Annotated in this window: 12 protein-coding genes; 2 read left to right on the forward strand and 10 right to left on the reverse strand. The window is 69.0% G+C overall.

What is annotated here, in order from left to right; genetic code table 11:
- The first annotated feature begins 141 nt into the window (after nt 1-141).
- Nucleotides 142-1,050, forward strand: coding sequence for an NADP-dependent oxidoreductase (locus AC0699_RS34380; protein WP_478668290.1), 909 nt, complete (start codon nt 142-144; stop codon nt 1,048-1,050).
- A gap of 498 nt (nt 1,051-1,548) precedes the next feature.
- Here the strand turns inward: AC0699_RS34380 and AC0699_RS34385 are convergent, their stop codons facing one another.
- The 3 genes from AC0699_RS34385 to AC0699_RS34395 are packed head-to-tail and all read right to left on the reverse strand — an operon-like array spanning nt 1,549 to nt 4,973.
- Nucleotides 1,549-2,409: a geranyl diphosphate 2-C-methyltransferase gene (locus tag AC0699_RS34385; RefSeq protein ID WP_478668292.1), complete on the reverse strand. Its 861-nt coding sequence runs from the start codon at nt 2,407-2,409 to the stop codon at nt 1,549-1,551.
- A 12-nt stretch (nt 2,410-2,421) separates the two neighbouring features.
- The gene (locus AC0699_RS34390; RefSeq protein WP_478668296.1) at nt 2,422-3,558 is read right to left on the reverse strand and encodes a family 2 encapsulin nanocompartment cargo protein terpene cyclase; all 1,137 of its coding nucleotides are present in this window, start codon (nt 3,556-3,558) and stop codon (nt 2,422-2,424) included.
- A 23-nt stretch (nt 3,559-3,581) separates the two neighbouring features.
- Nucleotides 3,582-4,973: a family 2B encapsulin nanocompartment shell protein gene (locus AC0699_RS34395; protein ID WP_478668300.1), complete on the reverse strand. Its 1,392-nt coding sequence runs from the start codon at nt 4,971-4,973 to the stop codon at nt 3,582-3,584.
- 715 nt (nt 4,974-5,688) lie between these two features.
- Between AC0699_RS34395 and AC0699_RS34400 the strand changes: the two genes are divergently transcribed.
- Nucleotides 5,689-5,958 (forward strand): hypothetical protein, encoded by a 270-nt coding sequence (locus AC0699_RS34400; RefSeq protein WP_478668303.1) that lies wholly within the window; start codon nt 5,689-5,691, stop codon nt 5,956-5,958.
- 74 nt (nt 5,959-6,032) lie between these two features.
- Here the strand turns inward: AC0699_RS34400 and AC0699_RS34405 are convergent, their stop codons facing one another.
- The 7 genes from AC0699_RS34405 to AC0699_RS34435 all read right to left on the reverse strand — a co-directional run bounded on the left by AC0699_RS34405 (nt 6,033) and on the right by AC0699_RS34435 (nt 11,292).
- Nucleotides 6,033-6,986: a hypothetical protein gene (locus AC0699_RS34405; RefSeq protein ID WP_478668305.1), complete on the reverse strand. Its 954-nt coding sequence runs from the start codon at nt 6,984-6,986 to the stop codon at nt 6,033-6,035.
- A 112-nt stretch (nt 6,987-7,098) separates the two neighbouring features.
- On the reverse strand, nt 7,099-7,551 hold the full coding sequence (locus tag AC0699_RS34410) for a hypothetical protein (protein WP_478668308.1): 453 nt from the start codon (nt 7,549-7,551) through the stop codon (nt 7,099-7,101).
- A gap of 126 nt (nt 7,552-7,677) precedes the next feature.
- Complete coding sequence (locus AC0699_RS34415) at nt 7,678-8,568, reverse strand: F510_1955 family glycosylhydrolase (protein WP_478668312.1); 891 nt, start codon at nt 8,566-8,568, stop codon at nt 7,678-7,680.
- A 90-nt stretch (nt 8,569-8,658) separates the two neighbouring features.
- Nucleotides 8,659-9,300: a DUF305 domain-containing protein gene (locus tag AC0699_RS34420; RefSeq protein ID WP_478668316.1), complete on the reverse strand. Its 642-nt coding sequence runs from the start codon at nt 9,298-9,300 to the stop codon at nt 8,659-8,661.
- 95 nt (nt 9,301-9,395) lie between these two features.
- A complete protein-coding gene (locus tag AC0699_RS34425) occupies nt 9,396-9,848 on the reverse strand; it encodes a DUF6153 family protein (RefSeq protein ID WP_478668320.1) in 453 nt (150 codons plus the stop codon).
- A gap of 94 nt (nt 9,849-9,942) precedes the next feature.
- Nucleotides 9,943-10,680 carry a hypothetical protein gene (locus tag AC0699_RS34430; RefSeq protein WP_478668323.1) on the reverse strand — a complete coding sequence of 246 codons (738 nt, stop codon included), beginning with the start codon at nt 10,678-10,680 and terminating at the stop codon, nt 9,943-9,945.
- 174 nt (nt 10,681-10,854) lie between these two features.
- Nucleotides 10,855-11,292: a hypothetical protein gene (locus tag AC0699_RS34435; RefSeq protein ID WP_478668326.1), complete on the reverse strand. Its 438-nt coding sequence runs from the start codon at nt 11,290-11,292 to the stop codon at nt 10,855-10,857.
- Nucleotides 11,293-11,384: the final 92 nt, after the last annotated feature.

Raw genomic sequence — 11,384 nt, forward strand, 5'->3', positions numbered from 1 at the left:
CGACCATCGGTCGACGACGTCGCATCCTGGTCCTGGTCCTCGTCCTGGTCCTGGGCTCGCGCCGCGCTTGCGGTGCCCCCGCGCACGCCCGTCGCCACCCACGGCGAACCGTTCATCTACGACTTCTCAGGAGCACCTGACATGCGTGCAGTGGTCTTCTCCCGTCACGGCGATGAAAGCGTCCTGGAACTGACCGAGCAACCAGTACCGACCCCGGCGGCCGGAGAGGTCCTGGTGAGGGTTCGGGCAGCCGGGGTCAACCCCGTCGACTGGAAATTCCGTGAAGGTACGGTCGGCACGGACCGCCACTTCCCGCTGGCGCTGGGCTGGGATGTGGCGGGGGAGGTCGTTACATCGGCGGCGGCGGACGGTCCAGCTGTCGGTGACGAGGTGTACGGCATGCTGCCCCTGCCGCACGGCGGCGCCTACCAGGAGTTCGCCGTCCTGCCTGCATCAGCGGTGGCGCCCAAGCCCGCCGGCCTGTCGTTCGCCCAGGCCGCGGCCGTTCCGCTGGCGGCCCTGACCGCCTGGCAGTCTCTCGATGCCGCACACGTGGCCTCAGGGCAGCGGGTTTTGGTGCACGCCGGCGCGGGCGGGGTCGGCCACTTCGCCGTACAGCTCGCCAAAGCCCGCGGGGCACACGTCGCGGCCACCGCCTCACCACGCAATCTCGACTTCCTGCGCCGGCTCGGTGTCGACGAGCCTGTGGACCGCACCTCGGACAGCCTGCACACCATCGAACCGGTCCACGCTGTCATCGACACCGTCGGCGGCCGGACTCAGCGGGAGTCGTGGCCTCTGCTGCGACCGGGCGGGACCCTCATCACCCTGCCGGAGCCCATCGACGAGGAGCACCGCATGCCGGGGATCAAGGGGCAGCGCGTGATCGTCACCCCGGACGGCGAGGCGCTGCACCGCATCAGCACGCTCATCGACACCGGCGTCGTCCATGTCGAAGTCCAGGACGTCCTGCCCCTGCACGAGGCGGCCGAAGCACACCGCATCAGCAAGACCGGCCAGGTCCGCGGCAAACTCGTTCTCACCCTGTGACGGAGATTCCGCACGAGTTGAACGGCGGTCGCCGACGGGCCGGGAGCGGATCCTCAAGGCGTACGAGACGGTGGCCGCGTGTGTATCGGCGGCGCGAAGGCCAATCCGTCGATGCCGGACAGGCGTCCTTGGCCCCTGTCATCGCCCTGTACTCGGCTACCACGCCAGAGGATCACTCGCATCGTCTCCGAGGCCGGGGCCCCGGCGGGGGAGGCTCCTTGTGCAGGTGCCCAGGGTTCGACGTTGCTTCGGCTCGCCGGACACCAAGACGGTCGTCCGGTAGGCATTGGGGTTCGAGGGGCCGCAGGCGGAGCGCGACCGGCCGCACTGGGCTGACCCTGGATCAGCAACCGTGGCAGTGATCAAGGAAGAGGCCCCGCCGAAGGGTGAACCACTTCCGCCTGACGGCGACGGGACGCGCGCTCGGGCCGCCACCATTGCCCGACGGTACCTGGAGCGCGGGGCCGCCGAGTCGCAGTGGGTCCGGCCACCGGTTTCTCACACCTTGTCTGCCGCGATCATCAGGTAGTGGAAGCTGCCCTCCTTGTACGCAGTGAGGAATGCCGGTTCGATGCCGGTCGCCAGGTCCGACTTGGCGCGCAGTTCCCAGTAGGGGATGGTGGCGGCGGTCAGGTCGACCACGCTGATGGGGATCAGGCCGTGCGCCGACATCGCGGCGAAGTAGTCGCTGCGCGGGTGGATGTCGCAGATGTAGTGGGCGTCGATCTGGCTGACCGCCCGGGACGGCTGGCGGCCGTGGAGGTCGTTGTAGCAGCCGGTGATGGTGACATACCGGCCACCGGGCTTGAGGACACGGGCATGCTCGGCGAAGAGTTCGTGCAGATCGACGTACATCGTGCTCTCGTTGTTCCAGATGGCCTGGAACGTCTCGGACGGGAAGCCGTTGTCGAGCATGTTCCGGAAGTGGAACGTCACCTTGTCGGCCACACCCCGCTGGTCGGCCTGGCCGTTGGCGAACTGCACCTGCTTCTCGGAGATGGAGACGCCGTCCACGCGGCAGCCGAACCCGAGGTTGGCCATGAAGCTGGTGCCGCCGCGGCCGCAGCCCGCGTCGAGAATGCGGTCTTCCGGGCGGATGGTGCCCATCTGGTTCAGGAGGAACTCGGCCTGGGCGCTCTCCAGGCGGTGCAGTTCCCTGATGATGCGCTCTTCGCGGGTGTCTTCCGGGCCTTCCAGTACGGACCAGTCGACGTCACCTATGCCGTAGTGGTGGTGATAGGTGCTGTCCACGTCGCCGAGACGCAGGTTGACGGGGCTCTCCTCCTGGTTCCAGTAGTCGGCCACGGACCGCTGGTACCGGGTGGGCAGCACCTGGTTCATGGTGTCAGGCGCGATCATCTCGGTGCTCCCTTACTGGTGTTGGTAGCGGGGACTGCCGGCGTGCCACTCCTTGTTCCCGCCCAGCCACGCCCACAGGGCGCCCAGGTAGCGGATGAGGACCGGGTCGCCGCTGAGGACGAGGCCGGCTGCGGCGGCCTCGAAGGAACGCATGGTGTCGTCGTGTATGTCGGCGGCACGCTGGATCGCCTCGTCGAGGGAGCAGCCGTCCTCCGCGGCGATCACGGTCGGCAGGTTGTACTCGACGCCCTGGGCGCTGTCTTCCTTGTGCACGGAGTAGACGTCGTTGAGCAGGACGGACGCGAGCGCGGCCAGCAGGGTCGCGCGACGGACGTCGGGGCGCCCGTAGACGTCGGCGGGCAGTTCGTATCCGCCGATCGGGTCGACGAGGGTCATGCACGGCAGGAAGCTGTTCATCTGGCGGTTCGCCAGGTACTCCCACACCGGCGGTGTGATGCCGCCGATGCGCCAGCCCGCCTCGGCGTCCATCCCCAGGAACAGCCCCGCGATCTCCTGCCGCAACCGGTTGATCTGCGACCCGCTGGCATATGCGGCGAGGTGCCGCACCGAGTCGTGGAGGGCGTTCCACACAGGGTGCTCACGGATCGCGCGTTGATAGGACTCCTGGTGGGCGCGGGGCATCCGCGCCGGGTCGATCGCCGACTGGGCCAGCATCAGCCACGGCCCGAGCCGCTCGGGTCGGTCACCGGTGGCGGCGGCGTCGCAGAAGTAGTCGTCGACGGCGAACTCCGCCGCCATGCACCGGGCCGCGGACAGCAGACGGTCCGGGTCTTCGGTGTCGGGGTGGGTCAGCATGATCAGGCGCCCGTAATGGGTTTCCCGGAACTCCTCCAGCCGGTCGGCGTAAATGCCGACGTGCTCGGCCCAACGGACGAGCCGGTCGTTGACTTCCTCTCCCAGGGCCGGATCGTCGCGCACCGGAGGCGGGCAGTAGAGCTCGGGTATGCCGCGGTTCCTGGCGGCTGTGGGGGACTTGGGGGGATGCGGTTCGGGCGTATGGGACCTGGGGGCGCGGGGCTCGGGGACACGGGGTCCGAGCAGGTCGGCGATACGGGCCGCCGAAGCGCCGAGTCCCGTGGGGCCGAGGGGGATGCGCCGCGTCGCGTGGACCGCCGTTGACTCCATCATCAGTCCTTCCTCGGTGCCGGGTGTCAGGACCGGGGCGCGGCGGTGACGACGTTCTCCAGAATGCCGATCGCGTCCTGGACGAGGACCGCCACGGAGTAGTAGGCCGTCACCAGGTACCGGATGATCGCTTTGTCGTCGATGCCCATGAAGCGAACGTTCAGGCTGTCCTCGTACTCCTCGGGTATGCCGGTCTGGTGCAGTCCGATGACCCCGTGCTCCTCCTCGCCGGTGCGCATCGCGACGATGGAGGACGTCTGCCCCTCGGAAACGGGGATCTTGCCGCACGGGAAGATCGGCACGCCGCGCCAGGCGGGAACCTGATGACCCGCGACATCCGTACGGTCGGGGTAAATGCCCCGCTTGTTGCACTCACGGAAGAAGGCCGCGATCGCCTTGGGGTGGGCGAGGAACATGTCGGTCCCGCGGCGCATCGACAGTAGATCGTCCATGTCGTCCGGGGTCGGCGGGCCTGACCATGTGTTGATGCGCTGGTCGTACGCGGCGTTGTGCAGCAGACCGAACTCACGGTTGTTGAGGAGCTCCCACTCCTGGCGTTCCCGGATCTCCTCGATCGTCAGCCGGAGCTGTTCCTCGATCTGGTTCATCGGGTCGTTGTAGAGGTCGGCGACTCGGGAGTGGACCTGGAGGATCGTCTGCGTCAGCGATAGCTCGTACTCACGGGGCGCGATCTCATAGTCCACGAAACTGCTCGGAATCTCCGGTTCGCCTTCGTGCCCGGCGGCGATCGCCACCTCTATTTCTCCCTTGGAATTGACCTTCCGAGTGGTCTGGGCCAGGAATGCGTCGATATGCTCGCGCAGTTTTTCGGAGCGGTTGAGCAGACCCAGGAAGGCGCTCCACGGGAGAACCATGAGGGTGCCGGCAGTGGCGGCCGTGACCGTGGCCGTCCAGTGGGGGTCGGTCTGCAGTAGGCCCTCGTCGCCGAGGTGGTCGCCGTCGGCCAGGACGCCGAGGGTTTCGAGGCCGCCGAATTTTCCGGTCGTGGTCCGCTGGATACGTCCGTGCGCGACGATGAACACCTCTTCCACGGGGCGCCCCTCCTCGACGATGACATCGCCGCTGCGGAAATGCCGGAGTGTGAACCGGCCTGCCAACTCGGTCAACAGGCCGTCGTCTTCGAATCCGCGCAGTGCGGGGATCTCACGCAGCGTCTCGGGCACTATTCGCACGTCGTCCGCCCCGTTCTGGACGAAGCTGACCCGGCCTCGGCCGACAGCTACCGAGAGGCGCCGGTTGACCCGGTAGGTGCCGCCCGACACCTGCACCCACGGCAGTCGACGGAGCAGCCAGCGCGAGGAGATCCCACGCATCTGCGGGGCGGATTTGGTGGTTGTCGCCAGATTTCGGGCGGCGGCGGTGCTCAGGCTGAGCTGCTCTCGTTCCTGGGCGGACATGTCGTGTGGATGCGTGGCCAACAAGGCCCCCTCGTCGACGGGTGGCGAACAACCGCTAGGAATCGGCGCCGACTCTGCGGCGGGCGGGCGCAGCGAACGAGAAGCAGGAAACAGAGATCCGAAAAATCGGCCCCGGCCGGCCTTCCCGGCAGGACGTGTTTCGCTGCGCAATGAGCAGAATAAGTGAATTCACCGGTCAGGTCGGCCGGTGGAGCGGTGAAACGGGACGAATGCGCTGGCCTCTTGTGGTGACGGCGAACTGCTCCCCGCTACGGCAGACATTAGCAAATGTCTTCACCCGAGAATGTCAGTGCGAAGAGTTCCCGCCAGGGCGAGCGTGTATTCGAGAATGAAGGAATACCCATCCGGAATTCCCCGCCCGATCCCGGCCGGGAGTTCGGGGGCCGCCGAACACCACCGGTCACTCCCCTCGCGTACGCCGCGCACGTCACCGGAGATCGGCGCGGACCGCGTCACCGGCCAGGCCAATGAGGCTGAAACCGAGACACTGCTGCGCGGACGCGAAGTCGGCGTGCTGACCGTCAAGCACCGCGGCTCAGCCGTCGACCAGGACGGTCGGCCTACATCGCGATGGAAGTTGCGGGCTGGTTCGTCATCGTCCCTCTGTGCATCGCCTCCCTGCTGACCGGGAGTGGTCTCCGCCCTCGACAGCATGTGGGGCCTGGTCCGCTACTACTGGGTCACAGTGATACTCGTGATCACGGTCCTTGCCACCCTCGCGCCGCTGGTCCACATGAAGCCGGTGAGCTACATCGCCGACGCGGCTGCGGGAACGACCTGGTCCGGTGGTGAGCTGCACGGTCTGGGCACCCAGCTCGTGATCCAGTCCGGCGCTGCCCTGCTGGCGCTCCTCGTGGCCACTGTGCTCTCGGTGTACAAACCCCGGGGCCGTACGCGCTACGGACAGCTCAAGGAGCAGGAGCAGCGCACCATGTCGCGAGTGACCACGGCTGTCCGCTCCTGACCGGCCGTGAAGTGGGCCCGGGGAGGAAGTGGGCCCGGGGAGGAGGAGGTGGCCGCCCCCGCCCCGGGCCGTCGTCAGCCGACGTTCATGGTGAGGGCTGCGGTGTGCAGGGTACCTGCGGTCTGGAACTGCAGGAACAGCCGCCAGTCGCCCGGCTTGGGCAGTTCGGCGTGAAACGTCAGGCTGGGCCCGCCCCGGCCGCTGGACACTGCGGTCTCGGGGTGGAGGTGGGCGAGGGCCTGGTCGCCGTCGTGGAAGGCGGTCAGGTGGGCGTACGTGTCGAGGTAGGGCTGCAGGTCGGTGACCGGCTTGCCGTCCTTGGTGACGGTGACGGTCAGCGGGTTCGCCTTACCCGACGTGGGACGGCCGGTCACGGTGACGGTGTACCCGTCGACGGTGGTGGTGCCGGACACCTTGGGCAGGGCCGTGTCGGATGCGGTGCCGGGCACGGTTGCGGTGGTGCTGAGGACGAAGTCTTCACCCTTGCCCGGGCCGCTGTCCGGAATGAAGGAGGCGTACATGCGCCAGGTCCCGGGCTTCAGCGCGGCCAGCGGCGCGGTCCAGGTGCCGTCGGCTGCCATCGTGGGGTGGAGGTGCTGGAATCCGGTCAGGTCGGACCGGATGGCGTAGAAGTGCAGGCGCTTGGTCTGGTCCACGGCGAAGTCGGTCACGGCCTTGCCATCGGGGCCACTGATCGTGAACCGGTAAGCGGCGGCCTTGCCGACGGGAAGGGCGGAGGCGGCGGCGCCGAGACGGTAGCCGTCCTTCTGGGCCGCAAGGCCGTCGTTCGACGCCGTGTCCTTCATGGCGTCCATGTCATGGCCGCTGTGGCCGCCGCGGCCGGTACCGGCCGCGGCGGAAGAGGCAGTCGGGGAAGCGGAGGCGGAGGCCTTGGTGCCGTGGTGCATGCCGGGCATCGAGTCGTCGCCGGAGCTGCCGCAGGCGGCCAGGGCCAGGGCGAGTACGGCGGTTGTGCCGGCGGCCGCCAGGGCACGGCGGCGGTTGGTCGGGCGAAGGCGTGCGGACATGTGGCGTGCAGACATAGGGGTTTCGGTCTTTCCGGGAGTCGCGCCGTCGGGGCGCGAAGGTGAACAGGGCAGCGTGGCCCGGGCTCCTGGGCAGGGGCCGGGCACGGCCTGGTCACGTCCGGGCGACACACACCTGAAGCAGCAGGGGACGGCCACCTGGCGGTGCCCGTCGGCGGGCGGCAGACAGACTGGTCGTACGGCTGGTCAGCAGCCACATCGCAGCCGTCGCCACAAGGGCAAGGACGGCGAGAGCGGGCAGTGGGACCTGGCCGTGGGCAGGCGTGGACACACACATCGCGCCCTCGGCAGCCAGCGGTACGCCCACGTGAGCCGCCGGACCCGCGGACGTACTGGCGGCATGGGTGGCCGTTACCACCATCGTGCTCTCGCCGTGATGGTGCGGCTCCGCGGCAGCGGATGACGCGGTGCCTGCCGAGGCGCCGTGGCAGCCGTGCGCAGCAGTGGCCGGGCTGCCGTGCATGAGGAACAGGCCGAGGAGCAGCGCACACACCACCGGCAGCCGGGCCGCCGCCGGGCTGCTCTTGCGGGTGCCGTTCACCGTCATCGGCTCCATCTCATCTCGTATTGCCTGCTCGAACGCGTGGCTCGGCGCTGTCGCGCCGAGACGAAGACCCCGCCAGAGCGGTGTGCCGGGGCATCATGCTCTGGCGGAGCCGTCCGGCCGTGTGGATCAGTGGCCGTCGCCGGCCTCGACCGTGAACCGCTTGGCGAACGTCTTGCCGCCGTCCCGGGACTCGTGGACGCCGCTCTGGGTGGCAGCCAGGACGTGCTGGTCGTCGACCGCTGTGAGCGCCTGGGCCTGTCCGCCGGGAACCGTGCCCGCCTGCTGCCAGGTGACGCCACCGTCACTGCTCCTGCTGAGCGCGCCGGTGTCGTCGAGTCCGTACAGCGCGCCGGTCGTCCCCCACGAGAGGAAGGCCATCGCCGGCTGCTTGCCTGCCGCGAAGGTCCTGCCGCCGTCGGTGCTCTTCGCGATGCCGTCCGGGGTGGTGGCGAGCACGGTGTCCGGGTCGTCGGGGCTGACGGCGATGTCCAGTGCTTGGAGACGGGCGCGGTCGTCCCAGTCCGTGCCGCCCTTGCTGACGCGCAGCAGGGCGTTGGTGCTGTCGTAGCCGTAGATGGTGCCGTGGGCGTAGTCGAGGGCGTGGAAGTCAACCTCGCCCGCGAGGGACCGGGTCTTCCAGGTTCTGCCGGAATCGGTGCTCTCGATCAGGCCGCGGTTGGCGGGGCCGTCGGTTCCGGGGGCGGGGTGGCCGCTGGCCAGGAAGGTCCCCGACTTCGCCACGGTGAAGCCCATGAAGTCGTCCGTGCTGGTGCCGACCTGCTGGGCCGCGCCATCCTTGCCCGGCGTGAAGATCCCTTCGTGGGTGGCGACGTAGAGCCGGCTGTCGGCAGGGTCAATGCCCAGCCCGTGAACGTGGCCGTGCACCGTCGCGGACGAATCCGTCGTCGCGGTGTGGGTGCCGTTGCCCGCGTCGCTTTCGCTGGAGCAGGCGGTCAGTGTGAGTCCGAGCGCGAGGATCGCCGCGGCTGCCAGGGGCCGCTTGATGGTGTTCTTCATCTTCCTTTTGTCCTGCCGAGGGTAGGGGCCTACGTCCGCTGTTCCGGGCACTTGCGGGAGGGTCGGAAACAGCGGTGCGTACGGTGCGGGTCAGAGGCGGTCGAGGATGCTCTGCATCTGCTTGACCTCGGTGGACTGGTTCTTGATGACCTCGTCGGCGAGCTTCTTGGCGGCGGCGTTGCGGCCGTTCTTCTGCTCGTCCTTCGCCATGTCGATGGCGCCGTTGTGGTGGTCGATCATCATCTGGGCGAACTTGCGGTCGAAGTCGGTGCCCTTGGCGGCCATGAGCGCGTCCATGTCCTCGTCGGACATCATTCCGGGCATCTCTCCGCCACCGTGGCCCGCACCGTGGCCGGCGCCGTGGTCCATGCCGGACGATTCGGGCTTGCCCCAGGTGCTGAGCCAGGATCGCATGGTCTGGATCTCGGGATCCTGAGCCTTCTCGATCTGCCCGGCCAGGGTCTTGATCTCCTGGTCGGACGCGCGGCCGTCGGCCAGCTCGGCCATTTCCAGGGCCTGCTGGTGGTGCGGGATCATCCCCTGCGCGAAGGAGACGTCCGCGTCGTTGAAAGCCCCTGCGGCGGACGTCGCGGTCTTCGCCGGAGCGGCGGAGGAGTCGCTGCTGTCGGCACCGCCGCAGGCGGTGAGCAGCAGGGCCCCGGCGGCGACGGCTCCCACGACCGTGACATGGCGGTGCGGGGGCATGCGGAAGGAACGCTTGAAGGCGGTCATGTTCTGTGTACCTCGTGTGATCGATTCTGAATGAGTGGATGCGTAGGCGTGTGGCGGGCAGCCCTGACGGGCCTGTCCGCGCAGCAGAGGTCGGCCTAGATCCGCAGGATCGACAGTTGTGCGAGGTCAGGAGCTCTGGGCGGAGGAATGGGCCGCACGGCTGCGAGAACCCCGGTGATGAGCTTCGCGAACCAGTCGCGCCTGCCCACGAACAGCGCGTGCAGCAGCGCGGCCAGAGCCCAGGAGCCGAGTACGGCCAGGCACAGCGAGGCCATGTCCATCGCCATGCCGGGCTCGTCCGCCGGTGCGAAGACGATGGTCAGCGCGGGGTCGGCGGCCGGGTCCACAGCGGGTGGGGCCGGGGACAGGCCCATGTCGGGGACGGGATCCGCGCGGTGTCCGTGGCCGTGCGCGGGCATCCCGCCCTTGCTCGCCATGTGTGAGGAGGAGGCCGTCCCCGTACCGGAGCCATCGCCGGGGTGACCGACGGTGTGCATGATGAACACGCCGAGTGCCAGCACCACGACAAGCAGGAGACGCGCTGCCACCCCTACCGCTCGTGCGTACTGCTGCACCGTTACGTTCACCTCCGCCGTCGACGATAACCGAGACTCTGCGACCTGCCCTGTGGCGATCGGGTTGTCAGTGGCTGTGGCCGTCACCGTGTCCCGCTGTCTCCTCCGTGCCGGCTTCCTCTTGCGGGGAGACGGCGGCGGGCGGAGTTTCCGGCGCGCTGGGTGTGGTGTGAGGTGCTTGTTCCTTCTGCTCCGGCTCCTCCGCACCGCCGTGGCTGTGTCCGCCGCCCTCCGCGGGCGCACCCATGGAGGCGGCCACCTGCCGCAATCCGAAGAAGGCGAGGGTCGCGGCGATCAGCACGGCCAGTCCCACCCAGCCGAAGATGCGCTGCCAGGGCGTGTCCGCGTCCTTGATGACGTACGCGACGAAGGACACAGTCAGGCCCAGCGGAACCAGGACGGCGCCACGCGCCGGGAAGTCGTCGAAGTGCTGGAGGCCGCCACTGAGCATGCCGATGCCGAACGACAGCATCAGCGAAGCGCCGATCACCACCAGTACGCGAGGTAGGCCGGGCCGCTCGCGGGTGAGGATGAACTCGTTGAGGACCGTGGCGGCCAGGAAGACGAGGACACCGTAGAGGGCGATCCGCGTGTAGCGGGCGGGGTCGAGCGGATGGTGCACGACCGCTCCGCTGATCAGGCCGGCGCCGACGAAGTAGCCGACATATCCGAGGTAGCGGGCGGGGAGGGACTTCTGCTGGGCCCGTCGGGTGCGGGCCCTGCGCAGGGCGGCCCGCCCGCCCACAGCGGATGGCGGCGCGGCGGGGGCGGATCGGTCGATGAGCTGCTGGGAGGACAAGGACATGGCTCCTTGGCGGGGATCGGCGGGCGTGGCGGCGCTGTGGCATGGCACAGGGAAGCGAGCGGCACGCGGTCAGGGAGGACCTGCTGCGGCAGGGACGCGGCGCGTGGAACGTCGGACCGCCTGCGCGAGGATGGCCGGAGCGGCCGTCCGCAGCGGTCGCGGGAACGCCGGGATCTAGATCCGCTGGATGACTGTCGCTGATGTACTTCGAGGCGGAGGATGCGCCGACCCGTCCCCGGACACCTTGGACTTCCCTGCCACGGTCACCAGGCAGGGCGACTGCCCTTCGAAGGGAGCCGGAGCGGGAGCCGACAGACCGGCCCCCTGCTGCGGTTGCCCGGACACGCACTCGCCGGCGGGGTGGGAATCCTGGCCGTCATCGTGGCGATCCGCCGGAGTGTGTTCATCGGGCGCCTGCGCCACGTTGTGGCCCGGCCCGGTGTGCGCCGCGGGAACGGCGGCACTGGTGGTCATGTGAGCCGCGGCGGTCTCCGCGCTCACGCCGTGCGTGTACACCAAGCCCAACAGCAAGGCCGCCAGCCACAGCACGCGCAGCGGACCGGCCGACAGGCGGGTCCGGCGCTTGCTGGATGACGTCCAGGCCGTGACCATGCCGAGAGCCTAGCGGTTGGTCCGATCGCGCTTCGCGCCCCCTCTCCCCGAAGCAGGCCGGCCAGGCCGGCCCGCCCGACGGGACAGGCGAG

Source organism: Streptomyces sp. NPDC043870 (assembly GCF_056435785.1).